This window comes from Lutimonas sp. (assembly GCF_051011215.1).
Taxonomy (GTDB): Bacteria; Bacteroidota; Bacteroidia; order Flavobacteriales; family Flavobacteriaceae; genus Lutimonas.
This window is the reverse complement of the sequence record NZ_JBPCUJ010000037.1, coordinates 1-15362: the sequence shown is the minus strand read 5'-3', so window position 1 is coordinate 15362 and position 15362 is coordinate 1. Positions and strand designations below refer to the sequence as shown.

13 protein-coding genes and 1 pseudogene are annotated in these 15362 nt (G+C 37.6%); 11 read left to right on the top strand and 3 right to left on the bottom strand.

What is annotated here, in order from left to right; all coding sequences use genetic code 11:
• From ACR2MV_RS04020 to ACR2MV_RS04005, 4 genes and pseudogenes are all read left to right on the top strand, one after another.
• Nucleotides 1-102: pseudogene (locus tag ACR2MV_RS04020) on the top strand (isoprenyl transferase); the annotation flags it as partial.
• Nucleotides 83-2755, top strand: a complete 2673-nt coding sequence (bamA, locus tag ACR2MV_RS04015; RefSeq protein WP_434020612.1) for an outer membrane protein assembly factor BamA — start codon at nt 83-85, stop codon at nt 2753-2755. The pseudogene ACR2MV_RS04020 and the gene bamA, both read left to right, overlap by 20 nt.
• Before the next feature lie 63 nt (nt 2756-2818).
• Complete coding sequence (locus tag ACR2MV_RS04010; RefSeq protein WP_434020611.1) at nt 2819-3706, top strand: OmpH family outer membrane protein; 888 nt, start codon at nt 2819-2821, stop codon at nt 3704-3706.
• A gap of 43 nt (nt 3707-3749) precedes the next feature.
• On the top strand, nt 3750-4256 hold the full coding sequence (locus tag ACR2MV_RS04005) for an OmpH family outer membrane protein (RefSeq protein ID WP_434020610.1): 507 nt from the start codon (nt 3750-3752) through the stop codon (nt 4254-4256).
• Between the two features lie 77 nt (nt 4257-4333).
• Here ACR2MV_RS04005 and ACR2MV_RS04000 read toward each other — a convergent pair whose 3' ends face one another.
• Nucleotides 4334-4843: a gamma carbonic anhydrase family protein gene (locus ACR2MV_RS04000; protein ID WP_434020609.1), complete on the bottom strand. Its 510-nt coding sequence runs from the start codon at nt 4841-4843 to the stop codon at nt 4334-4336.
• 84 nt (nt 4844-4927) lie between these two features.
• Here ACR2MV_RS04000 and ACR2MV_RS03995 point away from each other — a divergent pair, with 84 nt between their 5' ends.
• Together ACR2MV_RS03995 and ACR2MV_RS03990 are read left to right on the top strand one after the other, a co-directional pair.
• Nucleotides 4928-5812, top strand: a complete 885-nt coding sequence (locus tag ACR2MV_RS03995; RefSeq protein ID WP_434020608.1) for a NifU family protein — start codon at nt 4928-4930, stop codon at nt 5810-5812.
• Between the two features lie 20 nt (nt 5813-5832).
• Nucleotides 5833-7971, top strand: a complete 2139-nt coding sequence (locus ACR2MV_RS03990; RefSeq protein ID WP_434020607.1) for a prolyl oligopeptidase family serine peptidase — start codon at nt 5833-5835, stop codon at nt 7969-7971.
• A gap of 19 nt (nt 7972-7990) precedes the next feature.
• Here the strand turns inward: ACR2MV_RS03990 and ACR2MV_RS03985 are convergent, their stop codons facing one another.
• The gene (locus ACR2MV_RS03985; RefSeq protein ID WP_434020606.1) at nt 7991-8443 is read right to left on the bottom strand and encodes a 3-oxoacyl-ACP synthase; all 453 of its coding nucleotides are present in this window, start codon (nt 8441-8443) and stop codon (nt 7991-7993) included.
• 90 nt (nt 8444-8533) lie between these two features.
• Here ACR2MV_RS03985 and ACR2MV_RS03980 point away from each other — a divergent pair, with 90 nt between their 5' ends.
• The gene (locus ACR2MV_RS03980; RefSeq protein ID WP_434020605.1) at nt 8534-9109 is read left to right on the top strand and encodes a DNA-3-methyladenine glycosylase I; all 576 of its coding nucleotides are present in this window, start codon (nt 8534-8536) and stop codon (nt 9107-9109) included.
• Nucleotides 9110-9118: 9 nt separating this feature from the next.
• Here the strand turns inward: ACR2MV_RS03980 and ACR2MV_RS03975 are convergent, their stop codons facing one another.
• The gene (locus ACR2MV_RS03975; RefSeq protein ID WP_434020604.1) at nt 9119-10171 is read right to left on the bottom strand and encodes an SRPBCC family protein; all 1053 of its coding nucleotides are present in this window, start codon (nt 10169-10171) and stop codon (nt 9119-9121) included.
• Nucleotides 10172-10318: 147 nt separating this feature from the next.
• Here ACR2MV_RS03975 and ACR2MV_RS03970 point away from each other — a divergent pair, with 147 nt between their 5' ends.
• The 4 genes from ACR2MV_RS03970 to ACR2MV_RS03955 all read left to right on the top strand — a co-directional run.
• The gene (locus ACR2MV_RS03970; RefSeq protein ID WP_434020603.1) at nt 10319-12352 is read left to right on the top strand and encodes a dipeptidyl-peptidase 3 family protein; all 2034 of its coding nucleotides are present in this window, start codon (nt 10319-10321) and stop codon (nt 12350-12352) included.
• Between the two features lie 75 nt (nt 12353-12427).
• The gene (gene rsgA / locus ACR2MV_RS03965; RefSeq protein ID WP_434020613.1) at nt 12428-13375 is read left to right on the top strand and encodes a ribosome small subunit-dependent GTPase A; all 948 of its coding nucleotides are present in this window, start codon (nt 12428-12430) and stop codon (nt 13373-13375) included.
• Nucleotides 13376-13384: 9 nt separating this feature from the next.
• A complete protein-coding gene (gene dtd, locus ACR2MV_RS03960; protein ID WP_434020602.1) occupies nt 13385-13837 on the top strand; it encodes a D-aminoacyl-tRNA deacylase in 453 nt (150 codons plus the stop codon).
• 39 nt (nt 13838-13876) lie between these two features.
• A partial coding sequence (locus tag ACR2MV_RS03955) for a DUF3857 domain-containing protein (RefSeq protein WP_434020601.1) occupies nt 13877-15362 on the top strand: 1486 nt, incomplete at its 3' end.

Sequence of the window (15362 nt, the reverse complement as noted above, 5' to 3'; positions counted from 1 at the left end):
GATTTTAGGAAGAAGGACTTTTACGAAGCAATACTGAATTATCAAAGAAGAGAGAGACGATTTGGAAAAACAAGTGAACAAATTGAAAACAGTAATAAATAATTTAAGATATACAGGTTTACTGTTCTTTTTTATCTTAATTGGTGTTACTGTGAATGGGCAAAATACTCCCCAAAGCAACACATCGACTCAAGATACCATCCAGGCAACTCAAGCCATGGATACAATTCCTGTTTCACAACAAAAAACAGATTCAATTAAAACACCGGTGGGTGCAAATGCTATTGATTCATTAGGTACTGTATCAAATGCTCAGGCAAAAGATACGGTGATCAAGGCACCGGCTGAACCCATTGAACTTGTTAAAAATAAGAGGTATTTATTAGGAGGTGTTTCCGTTGTTGGAAATGAGACTATTTCTGAGCAATCCATATTGATATTTTCCGGGTTGAATTCGGGACAGCGATTAAAGATTCCCGGAGATAAATTGTCTTCCGCGATCAAACGTCTCTGGAGTTCGAAATTGTTTTCTAACGTAGACGTTTTTGTTACCAAACTGGATGGCGACGCCGTGTATTTGGAGATCAATGTAAAAGAACTGGACAAGGTTGGAAGTCTGACCGTTACAGGACTTAAAAAATCCAAATTAGAAGAGCTTAAAAAAGAGATTGAGTTTCAGGAAGGGTCCATGCTAACTGAAAATTTAATTACGACTACTGAAAACTATATAAAGGATAAGTACAGAGCAAAAGGTTTTCTAAAAACCAAAGTAACCATTGACACTAAAAAAGATACTGCTTTTCCTAACACACAAGATGCCCTTATCGTTATTGACAAAGGAAATCGAATCAAAATAAAGAACATTACTTTTCACGGGAATACTGCTTTGACTGATAAAAAGTTAAAGAAAACCATGAAAAAAACAAAGGAAAAAGGAATAACCAGAATGTTCTCTCCTTCTAAATTTGTTGAAGATCTCTATGAAGAAGATTTGGACATGGTCGTTTCCTTATTTCAGGAAAAAGGATTTAGGGATGCTTTGATTATTAAAGATTCCATCTCCTGGAATAAAGACAATACCATTAATCTTGACATCTTTTTAACCCAGGGAGAGCGCTATAAATTCGGGAATATCAATTTCTTAGGAAACACTGTCTTTACAGATCAGCAACTAAGAACCATTCTTAGAATTGACAATGGTGTTACCTATAACGGAAAAGCATTGAACGAAAGAGTATACGGAGACGGTACTCCTGAATCTGTAGATATTACCAACACCTATTTAGATAATGGTTATCTTTTTTCAAGAGTGAATGCTGTTGAAACCAGTGCTGCGAATAATATTATCGATTTAGAGATTCGTATTATTGAAGATGAACCTGCTTCGATAAGAAAAGTGACTGTTAAAGGGAATGATGTAACCAATGATCATGTTCTTTACAGAGAGATTCGTACCAAGCCAGGTGACCTCTTTAGCAAGAGTGATATCGTCAGGTCAATTCGTGAATTAGGTCAACTAGGATTTATCGACCCTGAGAATATTGTTCCGGATGTACAGCCTAACTTTGCTGATAAAACTGCGGATATTGAATTTTCGGTTTCAGAAAAAGGTTCCAGTCAGATTGAATTACAAGGTGGATATGGAGGTGGCACCTTTGTAGGTACTCTTGGTCTGTCATTCAACAACTTTTCGATCAAAAATTTATTCAATTTAGAAGAATACAAACCAGTACCAAGAGGTGATGGACAAAATATAGCATTGAGACTGCAGGTGAGTAAATTCTACAGAACCTATAGTTTATCCTTTTCAGAACCATGGATGGGTGGTAAAAAACCAAAAGGATTTAATTTCTCAATTTACAACTCAAGTCAATTTGGATTTAATCCATTTACCAACGATGTTGACAAAGATCAATTATTAGACATTATTGGAGCATCTGTTGGATTGAGTCAACGATTAAAGTGGCCAGATGATTTCTTCACCCTGTCTACTTCATTTAACTATCAACGATACAAACTTCAGAATTACACCATTTCATCTTTTGATTTTGACAATGGTATTTCGAACAACTTTAACTTTGCTGTTAATTTTGGTAGAAGTTCAGCCGGACCGAACCCTGTTTTCCCTTCAGGAGGTTCTCAGTTTAACGTGTTGTTAAAGTTAACGCCACCTTACTCATTATTTAATGACAAAGATTATACGGATCTGCCGGATGAAGAAAAGTACGAATGGATTGAGTTTTATAAAATTGTATTTACCGGGAAATGGTACAGTCCTGTAGCCGGTAAACTGGTATTGATGTCGAATGCGGAATTAGGATTCTTAGGTCATTATAATGACGAAATCGGGGCTCCTCCTTTTGAAAGATTTTATGTAGGTGGTGATGGTTTACAGACAGGAAGATTTGATGGTAGAACAACCATTGCATTGAGAGGATATCCTAATTCGAGTTTATCATCACAAACGGGTGGTACCATTTATAATAAAATTGGTTTTGAATTAAGATACCCTATAACATTGAAGCCTTCAGCCTCTATATATGCATTAACATTTCTTGAAGCAGGTAATTCCTGGAATGAGTTTAGAGAGTACAGACCTTTTGAATTAAAAAGATCTGCTGGTGGTGGTATCAGGGTGTTTATGCCAGCATTTGGTTTGCTGGGAGTTGACTTTGGATATGGGTTCGATACGATACCCGGATCTAATATAATTTCTGGATGGCAAACGCATTTTATCATTGGGCAACAGTTTTAAGCTAATTTGCTATATTTGCCCCAAATCAAGAAATGGCACGATATTTTCTTGAAAACTAATAGAATGAAAGTAAATAGGGTTTTAATAATCGTCTTGGTCTGTATCAGTTTTATGGTTCAGGCTCAAAAACCACAGAGGGTAGCCTATATTGACATGAACTACATATTGGAGAACGTGCCCGAATATGTAAATGCCCAGTCTCAGCTGGATGCGAAAGTAAAAAGCTGGCAAAAAAAATTGGACGTGCTCTCCAATGAAATTGAGCAAATGAATACGGATCTTACCAATGAAAAAACATTGTTAACAAAAGATCTGATTAGTGAAAGGGAAGAGGACATTGCTATTAAGCAACAGGAATTAAGCCGATTGCAACAAGCCTATTTTGGACCGACAGGTGATTTATTTCAAATGAGAAAACAACTTGTTAAGCCAGTTCAGGATCAAGTGTATAATGCAATTCAGGACATAGCCGGAAAGAAACGGTACGACTTTGTTTTTGATAAGTCGAGTGATTTGATTCTTTTATATAGTAATAGTAAGTTTGACATTAGCGAATTGGTGCTGAATGCCATCGTTAAGAACAGGAAGAGACAAGCTGTTCAGGATCTGAAAACTGAAAGGCTGGCGAAAGCCGGAGTAGTTGCCAGTCCAACAGTGCTTGAAAATGAAAACGAAGCGGTTGAAGGAGCCTCAGCTGATCCAGTTGCGACTGAAGCAGAGGCAATTGAATCTGAAGCCGTAACGGAAGAAAAGACTGAAGAACAACTCAAACTTGAGGCAAGGATTGCCAAGAGAGAAGAGTTAAAAGCGAGAATTAAGGCACAACAAGAATCTCGTGCCAGAATGAGAGATTCATTAAAACAAGTTGCTGAAGAAAAGAGAGCAGCCAAATTGAAAGAAATAGAGGATAGAAAGAAACAGAGACAAGAAGCAATAGATAACAACAATTAAAAAGTAAAAACAAAAAAATTATTAATAACAAATTATTTGAAAAATGAAATTATTTAGAAATTTATTCGTGGCATTTGCACTTTTGATGGCTTTTAATACAGTTGAAGCCCAAAATGTTGCTCATATTGATAGCGAACAACTATTGATGGCCATGCCAGAGACTAAAGCAATGGAGACTGAATTAAAAAAAGTGCAGCAAACATATGCAGATGAGTATAATGCTCAAGCTACTGCTCTTCAGGCAAAATTACAGAAGTATGATGCTGAAGCTCCAACGCAGACTGATGCTAAAAATGAAGAAAGAAGAGTTGAGGTAGAAGGATTGAAGCAAAAAATCCAGAAATATGCTCAGACTGCTGATCAGGAAATTCAAAAGAAAAGATTTGATCTTTTAAAGCCAATCGTAGAGAAAGCCCAAAAAGCTGTAAGTGATGTTGCTGCTGAAAAAGGATTCAAATATGTTATGGATTCTTCTCCAGGTAAAGGACTAATCGTTTTTCAAGGTGAAGATCTAATGCCATTAGTGAAAACTAAACTTGGAATCCAATAGAGCTACTTTTACTTTCAAAATAAAAAAAACATCCTTGCTTCTAGGATGTTTTTTTTTGCAGTATACTGTGACGCCTCTTACTTATACCAACCCGCATATTTTACATAATTAGTAGCGATTCGATCTATTTCTCCAGACATCAGTTCTTTATTTATATCTTTGATTTTTTTAGCCGGCATTCCCGCAAAAACAGAGCCTGAAGGCACCAGAGTTCCTTTTGTTACTACAGCCCCGGCGGCAATAATGCTATTACTTTCAACAACACAATCATCCATAATAATAGCCCCCATTCCAACCAGTACATTGTCATGAATCGTACATCCATGAACCAATGCATTATGACCGATTGAAACATTGTTTCCAATAGTTGTCGGAGACTTTTTATAAGTAGCATGAATTACAGCCCCATCCTGCACATTTACTTTATTTCCCATTTTAATGTAATGTACATCTCCTCTGATCACTGCATTATACCAGACACTGCATTGATCTCCCATGGTCACCTCCCCTACAACAACTGAATTTTCGGCAAAAAAACAGTCTTTTCCCTGTACAGGCATCTTGCCGTTAAGCTCTCTTAGTATCATATTTCTTTTTTAGATGGATTTAACATATGCATCAAAAGTAAGAAAAAATACTTTCGTAAATTTGCAATCCTATACCCTAAAGATATGTCAAAAATAAAAATCGAATACACCTCAAATCCTGGAATAATTAAGTTCATTTCAGAAAAAATGCTTACTGAAAGCAGCTATGAATATAATTCAATTGATGATGCCAAAAACTCAGCCCTGGTGCAGCAATTGTTTCATTTACCATTTGTCAAAAAAGTTTTTATCACGGCCAATTTTATTGCTTTGGAAAAATTTGACATCCTGGAATGGAAAGAAGTAGAAAAAGAACTTCAAGAGATTCTTGAAATGTATTTGGACCAGAACGATTCTCTTTTTTCAGAAGATAAAACGGAACAATTGGTAGAAGTGTATGCAGAGAGCACACCGAATCCGAATGTGCAGAAATTTGTGACAAACAAATTACTGAGCAACCAGCATATAGAATTGAGTAGCATTGAGGATGCACATGAGGTACCGCTTGCTTATGAACTATTTGGCTTTCCTTTTGTAAAGGAAGTTTTTATCTCCGACAACTATGTGTCAATTCAAAAAACAACTGATTTGGACTGGTTTGAAGTAAACAACAGTCTTCGTGACTTTTTAAAAGAATACCTTCAGAGTGATCGAAGAATTGTGGCTGAAGGATACAAGCCCAGCGTAAAAGAAGCCCAGCAAAACAATGTAAAGTTCACAGCAACGGATGATGACATTTCCAAAGAAATTATTGCGGTTTTAGAGGAGTATATCAAACCAGCGGTGGCAGGTGATGGAGGTAATATTCAATTTTTATCGTATGTGCCGGACACCAAAGAAGTAAATGTATTGTTGCAAGGAGCTTGTAATGGTTGTCCTTCATCAACAATCACCCTGAAAAATGGGATTGAAGCCACCTTAAAGCAGCTACTTCCTGGTAAAATTGGTGCTGTGAACGCCTTAAATTAAAGAACCTTTTCCGTGAACATATGAAGAATCCTATTCAACTAATTGTATGTATCTCTGCATTTTTAATGATCAGCGGGTTACATGCTCAGAAAACCATTGCTCCTGTGACCTATCCAGAAACAACCAAAGGAAATACTATAGACAATTATTTTGGCACTGAAGTTCCAGACCCTTACAGATGGCTAGAAGATGATCGCTCAGAAGAAACGGAAAACTGGGTAAAAGCTCAAAACAAGGTGACGCAGGGTTATCTGAGTCATATTCCATATCGGGATCAGATCAAAGATAGAATGACCAAGTTATGGAATTATGAAAAATACAGTGCTCCTACAAGTCATGGAGACTATGATTATTTTTATAAAAATGACGGGCTTCAAAATCAATATGTTTTATACAGACAAAAAGGAAATCAGGAAGCAGAAGTCTTCTTAGACCCCAACACTTTTTCAAAAGATGGCACCACAAGCTTAAGTGCTGTGTCATTTACAAAAGATGGAAGTAAAGTGGCTTATTCAATATCAGAAGGCGGTTCGGATTGGAGAAAGGTGATTGTTATTGATGCTTTGAGTAAAGAAATTGTTGAGGATACGATACAGGATGTGAAGTTCAGTGGTCTATCATGGTATAAAAATGAAGGATTTTATTACTCGAGTTATGACAAGCCTGAAGGCAGCGAATTGTCGGCCAAAACAGACCAGCATAAATTATACTACCACAAGCTTGGCACCCCTCAGTCTGAAGACAAGGTGGTTTTTGGTCTCGACACAAAACGCAGATATGTTTTTGGGTATGTGACAGAAGATGAAAAGTACCTGGTGGTTACAGCATCAAATGCGACTTCTGGAAACGAACTTTACATGAAAGACCTGCGAAATGCCAAAAATGAATTAATCGCAGTAGTGGATAATTATGACAATGATTATGCTGTTATCCACAGCAAGGGTGAAACGATTTTTGTATCAACAAACCTGGATGCTCCGAACAAAAAAGTGATTTCCTTTGATTTTAAGAAACCCGAGCTGTCAAACTGGAAAGATTTTATTCCTGAAACTGACAATGTATTGAGCATTTCTACCGGGGCCGGATATTTTTTTACGGAATACATGGTCGATGCAATTTCAAAAGTGTTTCAATACGATGTGAAAGGAACTAAAATTCGGGAAATAAAACTCCCTGGAATAGGAAGTAGTTCCGGATTTAGTGGTAAAATGAAAGACAAGAAGTTATACTATTCATTCACTAATTATGTAAGTCCACCTTCGATTTATGAATTTAATCCTTCGGATGGCACGTCAAAATTATTCAAAAAGCCAAAAGTTGGATTTGATTCTAATGCCTATGAATCCAAACAGGTGTTTTATACCTCAAAAGATGGAACCAAAGTCCCTATGATCATTACCTTTAAAAAAGGTACGGTACTAGATGGCAATAACCCGACCATCTTGTATGGATATGGCGGTTTCAATATCAGTTTAACTCCTTCTTTTAGTATAGTAACTGCCACCTGGCTTGAAATGGGCGGAGTCTATGCAGTTGCCAACCTTCGAGGTGGTGGTGAATATGGAAAAGCCTGGCACGATGCCGGAACTCAATTAAAAAAACAAAATGTCTTTGATGATTTTATTGCAGCAGCAGAATACCTCATTACAGAAAAATATACATCGAGTAAGTTTCTGGCAATTCGAGGAGGATCGAACGGAGGGCTTCTGGTGGGAGCAACCATGACCCAAAGACCTGATTTGATGCAAGTAGCTTTGCCTGCAGTTGGTGTATTAGATATGCTCAGATACCATACTTTTACAGCGGGTGCCGGATGGGCCTATGATTATGGAACATCTGAACAAAGTGAAGAAATGTATGAATATTTGCGGAATTACTCTCCGGTGCACAATGTGAAAAATGGGACTTCGTATCCAGCAACCCTGGTGACTACAGGCGATCATGACGACAGAGTGGTTCCTGCACATTCCTTTAAATTCGCGGCAGAATTGCAGGACAAACAAGAAGGCAACAATCCGGTTATGATCAGGATAGAAACACAGGCAGGTCATGGCGCCGGAACACCCGTTTCAAAAACCATCGATCAGTATGCGGATATATTCAGTTTTACCTTGTTTAACATGGGTATTGAGGAGCTTGATGCCCCGGTGAAAGATTAATATCTGAAAAAATAGAATGTTAGGCTATTGATAAGAGCTCAATTTTTTTTCCGGACAAGGTAATCTCATCGCCTTGAGATTTACCTAAAAGCAAGGCTCCTATTGGTGATGAAGATGAAATCGCATAATAGCTGTTGTCTTTAATAGCGATCAGGCCTGCACTAATTGATAAAAAATAATGCCCCTGACTTGTTGTTACCAGACTTCCGAGTCGTGCATGACTTGAATTTATGCTGAGATCAATTCTTTGCAATACCTCTTTCATTTTGCTTACAACTTCTAATTGCTGAGAAGCCTTCTCCATTTCGAGATGAAGCATCGCCCTACCGGTTTCGTGTTTATCGCCTGCAGAGCTTTTTGATTCATTCTCTAAAGCCAATTGATTGGCCTGCATAATTTTTTCAATATTCTGAGACTTCGCAGTAACGAAACGAGTACAGGCCTCTAACAGCTCTTTTTTAAGTTCATCCATAACTATTCTTTGATCAAAAATAATAGAATTATAACTGGATACCTCAATATTAGTGAAAAGCCTCTATCTTACAACTTCAAAAACTTGAATATGAATCAAACAAGATGTACCTGGTGCGGCAATGATCCGCTATATATGAACTATCATGACAATGAATGGGGAGTTCCCGTTTTTGATGACCATCTTTTGTTTGAATTTCTGGTACTTGAAACGTTTCAAGCAGGCCTTAGCTGGATTACTATATTGCGAAAACGTGAAAACTTCAGAGTAGCCTTTGATAATTTTGATTATCAAAAAATTGTCACTTACGATGAAGCCAAATATGAAGCGCTGCTTCAGGACAGTGGCATCATCCGTAACAGACTTAAAATCAAAGCGACCATTGCAAACGCTCAGAACTTTATCAAGATTCAACAAGAATTTGGGAGCTTTTCACATTATATATGGCAATTTGTCGAAGGGACACCGATACAAAATAATTGGAAGGAAATGAATCAGGTACCAGCCACAACAACATTGTCTGATACCATCTCCAAAGCAATGAAAAAAAGAGGATTCAAATTTGTTGGCTCCACAGTTATCTATGCCTACATGCAGGCAATTGGCTTGGTCAATGATCACATTTCAAGCTGTTTCAGACATGCCTCGATCAAGCATCAACAATAAAACGCTTACTTAATTCATAATGCTTTCCCTGTTAATTTTCACCGGTTTTACAGGTATATAAATTTCAGTAAGTAAGGCTGCAGGGTTGGGTGTATTTGACGGGTTGTTAACGTAAATCTCAAATGGTTCTCCGTTCTCATCGTATGCGTAATTCGTAAGAGATTCAACATGATACATAGCCTTGTCCCAGGCCTGCTGCGAATTCACATACGCCCCTTTTAACAAGGTTTTTGAATACGTACCTCTTTCCATAAATCCTGTAAGGATATCAGATCCTTGTGTAATAATACGTTCAGAAACAGGATAACCCACAGAAAACATTGTTGTTCCATTTTCCTGATCAAATTTATGATAAATGGTAAAGGCACTTCCAGTTGAACGTACATTATTTTTTGAAACATAGTCTTCAACGGCAGCAATCATTTCTTTTTGCTTCAGGGCCATATTGTTGATTTTAGTTGAAGTCGACACATAGAGATAGAATCCGCCACTGTAATCTACAATACCTAATGAATCTATGGTGTAAACCTGTAACTTTCTTTGCAAATTCTCATCAAATAACTCCAGGCCTCTCTCCTGCATAGGTCCAAGTTGTTCTTCCATCCCCGATGCCATAAATCTTGAGATGAATGGCATTTCACCTTTTATGCCCCAGGTCAATTCTGTTCCTTCCTTTTTCTTTTTTAAAATCCAGTAAACATCAGATCCCATATCCCCAAAGGGAGTTTCAAATACAATTTCCTGATCCAATCTATCCGGTTCGGCAACGGCATTGGTCTTCATACGTCCTCCTCCTTCTATATCCGAGGTCCAGGAATAAGCAGCTCCTGTTCCTGAGGACACATCCGCATATTGAACTCTAATGGTTGAATCCGTTTCATACCAGGGGCCCCATTCTTCCCAGTTTTTATAATCATTAAGATCGTTAAAAACAACGGACTGGTCTGCCTTGATCATCCTGGTTCTTACAACATCATAGCTTCCATCCAAGGTGGCTAAATAAATAGCTGCAATCACAATAATAACTAATAAAAGAAGAAAAATATTTTTTAAAAATCTCATTTAGAAGAAGTTTGGTATTAGGTTAAATCAAATATAATAATTAATTCTTAATATATTATATATGAGATAGTTAATAAACTTTTTTCATTTGGAAAAACCTTGAGTTTTGCATAAATTTGAACGACTTATATCTAAAATAAATTTCAAATGAATATCAAATATCTATTGAGTTTTTTACTGGCTTCAACCTTATTGTTCTCATGCCAAAAAGCAGCGGAAAAAGAAGCCTCAACTGCAACTGAAACTACTGAACAGGAGTTCAGCGTTTTATCAGAACAGTTCGCCGATATCAAAATTTTAAGATATCAGATTCCAGGTTTTGATCAATTAAGCCTGCAACAGAAAAAATATGTGTATTACCTGACTCAGGCAGGACTTGCCGGCAGGGACATTATGTACGATCAGAATTACAGACACAATTTAAAGATCCGAAGGGCACTTGAAGTTGTCTATGTAAAATATGATGGTGATAGAAATTCAGAAGACTGGAAACATTTTGAAACCTATCTGAAAAGAATATGGTTTGCAAACGGTATCCACCATCATTACGCGAACGACAAATTTATCCCCGATTTTTCGAAAGATTATTTAACCGAATTAATGGAGAAGTCTCGTGTTAAATTAGATGAAGAGGCTGTGGACATCATTTTTAACGATCAAGACCTGAAAAAGGTCAACCTGAATGCAGAAAAAGGACTGATCAAAGGTTCTGCCATCAATTTTTATGGCCAAGACATTACTGCACAGGAAGTGGACGACTATTATGCCAACATTGAAACAGACGAGGACCAGCCCATAGAAAAGGGCTTAAATTCCAAATTAGTCAAAGAAAATGGTGAATTAAAAGAGAGGGTTTGGAAGAAGAATGGCATGTACGGTGCCTCAATTGAAGAAATCATTTCATGGCTTGAAAAAGCAAAAGAGGTGGCAGAAAATGAAAGTCAGGCCAAAGGTTTGGAACTACTCATCCAATACTACGAAACAGGAGATTTAAAAATCTGGGATGAATACAACATTGTTTGGGCCAAATCAACAGAAGGTGATATAGACTACATCAATGGTTTTATTGAAGTTTATAATGACCCAAAAGGATATAAAGGTTCTTACGAATCTGTTGTCCAGCTCAAAGATTTCGAAATGTCAAAAAAAATGGCGGCATTGGCCGAAAATGCACAGTGGTTTGAAGACAATTCTACACTGGATCCTTCACACAAAAAAGCAGATGTGGTAGGTGTTTCTTATAAAACCGTAAATGTGGCAGGAGAAAGTGGCGACGCCTCACCATCAACACCTATCGGAATTAACCTGCCAAACAATAACTGGATTAGAGAACAGCATGGTTCAAAATCTGTTTCTCTGGGAAATATTATCCATGCCTATGCGAATGCCGGAAGCTCTGGAAGGCTTAATGAGTTCGCTTATAACGAGGACGAAATTAAAACAGAAGAAACATACGGACAGCTGGCAGACAAATTACATACAGCTTTGCACGAAGTTATTGGCCATGCCAGTGGAAAATTAAATCCAGGAGTAGGTACTCCAAAGGAAACATTAAAGAATTATGCTTCCACTCTTGAGGAAGCCAGAGCTGACCTGGTAGGCCTTTACTATTTACCAGATGAAAAACTGGTCGAAATAGGAATTTCTCCCAATGCCGCAGGAATTGGAAAAGCAGCCTTTGACGGATACATTCGTAATGGGTTAATGACACAGCTCATCAGATTAAACCTGGGTGATGACATCGAAGAAGCGCACATGAGAAACAGACAACTGGTTGCCGCCTGGGCGATGGAAAAAGGAACCAAAGACAATGTGATCGAAAAAGTTCAAAAAGACGGAAAGACCTATTTCAAAATCAACGATTACAACAAACTAAGAGATTTATTTGGAGAACTTCTGAAAGAAATACAACGCATTAAATCTGAAGGTGACTTTGAATCTGGTAAAAACCTGGTTGAAACCTATGGGGTAAAAGTTGATCAGGAGATTCACAAAGAGGTATTGGAAAGAAACAGCAAGTTTAAATCGGCTCCATATTCAGGATTTATCAACCCTGTTTTATCTCCTGAATTAAACGAGAATGAAGAGATCATTGACATTAAAGTAGTTCAGCCGAAAAGTTTTGCAGATCAGATGCTTCAATATGCCAAAGACTTTACTACCTTACCTGACAACAATTAACAACCATTTAATTTAATTAAAAGACCGTAATGACAAATTACGGTCTTTTACAATCTAACAAGAAGAATGGAATCTATGACAGGTGTTGTTGTCAAATCTACCGGAAGCTGGTATTGGGTCAGAACAGAATCTCATGCTCAGATTCAATGCAGAATTCGTGGTAAATTCCGAACCAAAGGCATCAAAAGCACCAACCCGTTGACCGTGGGAGATCATGTTGATTTTGAAATGGAATTAAACACCAATACAGGTGTGATCACGAACATCCATGACCGAAAAAATTATATTGTCAGAAAATCTGTAAACCTTTCAAAACAGACCCATATAATTGCGGCCAACATAGACCTTGCTTTTTTACTTGTTACCTTAGACAATCCACCTACTTTCCCTCCTTTTATCGATCGATTTCTGGCCACCGCTGAAGCCTACGGTATTGAGGCCATTCTCTTATTCAATAAAATGGACCTCAACGACGAAAAACTTGAAAGTAAAAAAAATGAGTTGGTTAAGATCTATAGCGATATTGGTTATCAGTGTATCGAAATGGCAGCCACAGAAAACATGAATATTGAGAAGGTTAAAAACTTAATGCTGGGAAAAATCAGCATGTTTTCCGGTCATTCCGGCGTAGGAAAATCAACGCTGATCAATGCTATTGACCCCTCACTTCAATTAAAAACAGCCGCGGTTTCAAGTCAACACAAGCAAGGACAGCATACCACCACTTTTGCAGAAATGTTTGCCATTCCGACGGAGCCTGAGAGCTATATCATAGATACTCCTGGCATCAAAGGTTTTGGGGTTGTGGATTTCGAAAAGCACGAAATCAGTGATTATTTTCCCGAATTTTTTGCCCGCAAGGACCAATGTAAATTTAATAATTGCCTGCATGTTAATGAACCTAAATGCGCTGTAAAACAAGCGCTGGAAAATGGAGAGATTTCTACATCAAGGTATCGAAGTTATTTGCAATTATTAGAAGGGGAAGAAGAGAATTACCGAACGAACACCTACGATTTCTAAACAAGAATTATGAAAGCAGTTGTACAAAGAGTCAATAAAGCATCTGTGAGCATCGATGGAAAGGTGCACAGCAAGATCAAACAAGGCTTATTAGTACTCCTTGGAATCACGGATAACGACAATGCTGAGGATATCGAATGGCTGGCAAAAAAAATCGTGAATTTACGCATCTTTAATGACGACTCGGGCATCATGAATCTTTCAGTGATTGACAAAGGAGGTGACCTGATCATTGTGAGTCAATTTACCTTGATGGCCAGCACGAAAAAGGGGAATCGACCGTCGTATATCAAGGCAGCCAGGCCTGAAATCGCCATTCCCTTGTACGAATCCTTTATTCAAAAAACCGAATCCTTGATAGGGAAAAAAGTCGGTACCGGAATCTTTGGAGCTGACATGAAAATTGACCTTCTGAATGATGGGCCCGTGACCATCATAATTGATACTGAGAACAAACAATAGAAACGTTTTTTTATCGTTGTATAGTCTAATTTATTATGCATGAATAAGACCCAACTATCCAACCTAATCCTCCTCCTTTTTTGTTCACTATTAAATTCTCAGGATCTTGACTTGAATCTGAGTATTTTAACTATTCCGGACAGTATGAGAACTGATGCCAATTCGGTTATCAGGTACGAGGACACCTCCATCGAAATTATCAACCAATCAAAAATGACTGTTACTTTTAGAACAGCTATCACCGTATTGAACAAATACGGCAATGATGACGGTCTAATTTACCTCGGTTATGATGATCATGAAAAAATTAAAGATGTCAGCGCCAGAATTCTCGGACCCATGGGGAACGTGATTAAAAAAATCAAGCAAAGTGACTTTATAGATGTTTCTGCTGTTGATAATATAAGCCTCTATAGTGATAACAGAGCTTATTATTATGAATATGAGCCTACCTCCTATCCATACACCATACAATATGAGTATGAAACCAGTAGTTCGAATACAGCATTTATTCCATCCTGGTATCCAGTAGGGAAGTTTCACAAAAGTGCCATGAATAGTACTTATTCCATTGAATATCCTGAAACTATTAAAATCAAATCAAAAGCTTTTAATGTCGATGGATTTCAGGTCCAGGATGATTCAAAAGCAGGTCATTTAAAGTTCTCCGTCAAGAATCTTGTTGCTTTTGATTATGAACCTTTAAGTCCTATTATCACTAAAATCATTCCACATGTTAAATTCGCCGCAAATAAGTTCAGCCTGGCTGGAGAAGAAGGTGCTGCCAATAACTGGGAAGAATTTGGAAATTGGATGAATCAAAAACTATTAGCCGGTCGCGATGATTTGCCTCAAAAGACAAAAGATGAAATCAAACATCTGGTTCAAGGAGAAGAAGATCTATTAAAAAGAGCCGAAATCGTTTATGATTACATGCAGGACAGAACACGCTATATAAGCATTCAAATCGGTATAGGAGGATGGAAACCTATGAACGCCAGCGAAGTTGAACGCCTTAAATACGGCGATTGTAAGGCACTTACCAATTATACCAAATCATTGTTAAAAGCCGCAGATGTACCTTCTTATTACACGATTCTCTATGCAGATGAAAAGAGAAATATTGACCGTGATCTGGCAAGTATACAAGGAAATCATGCCATCCTGATGGTACCTTCAAAAAAAGATACTGTTTGGCTGGAATGCACCAATCAAAAGGCTCCTTTTGGCCATATTGGTTCTTTTACGGATGATCGCGAAGTACTGATTGTCACGGAAGATGGCGGCAAAATTGTAAAAACAAAAAAATATGAGGATAGAGAAAATGCCCAGGAAATAACCGGGGAATTAAACATCCTTGGGGATGGAAAAATAAAGGCCTCATTGCATATTGTAAGCGAAGGCAAACAATATGACGATCATTATTCAATAGCCTTCATGGATCAGGATAAACGCGAAACCTATTACAAGAGCTTCTTTGACGAAATTAACAATGTTAACATTGAAAAAATAGCGATTGACAATC

Coding starts and splice junctions, on each gene's coding strand:
- ACR2MV_RS04010 (WP_434020611.1), top strand. CDS start 2,819: ATGAAAGTAAATAGGGTTTTAATAATCGTCTTGGTCTGTATCAGTTTT.
- ACR2MV_RS04005 (WP_434020610.1), top strand. CDS start 3,750: ATGAAATTATTTAGAAATTTATTCGTGGCATTTGCACTTTTGATGGCT.
- ACR2MV_RS04000 (WP_434020609.1), bottom strand. CDS start 4,843: ATGATACTAAGAGAGCTTAACGGCAAGATGCCTGTACAGGGAAAAGAC.
- ACR2MV_RS03995 (WP_434020608.1), top strand. CDS start 4,928: ATGTCAAAAATAAAAATCGAATACACCTCAAATCCTGGAATAATTAAG.
- ACR2MV_RS03990 (WP_434020607.1), top strand. CDS start 5,833: ATGAAGAATCCTATTCAACTAATTGTATGTATCTCTGCATTTTTAATG.
- ACR2MV_RS03985 (WP_434020606.1), bottom strand. CDS start 8,443: ATGGATGAACTTAAAAAAGAGCTGTTAGAGGCCTGTACTCGTTTCGTT.
- ACR2MV_RS03980 (WP_434020605.1), top strand. CDS start 8,534: ATGAATCAAACAAGATGTACCTGGTGCGGCAATGATCCGCTATATATG.
- ACR2MV_RS03975 (WP_434020604.1), bottom strand. CDS start 10,171: ATGAGATTTTTAAAAAATATTTTTCTTCTTTTATTAGTTATTATTGTG.
- ACR2MV_RS03970 (WP_434020603.1), top strand. CDS start 10,319: ATGAATATCAAATATCTATTGAGTTTTTTACTGGCTTCAACCTTATTG.
- rsgA (WP_434020613.1), top strand. CDS start 12,428: ATGACAGGTGTTGTTGTCAAATCTACCGGAAGCTGGTATTGGGTCAGA.
- dtd (WP_434020602.1), top strand. CDS start 13,385: ATGAAAGCAGTTGTACAAAGAGTCAATAAAGCATCTGTGAGCATCGAT.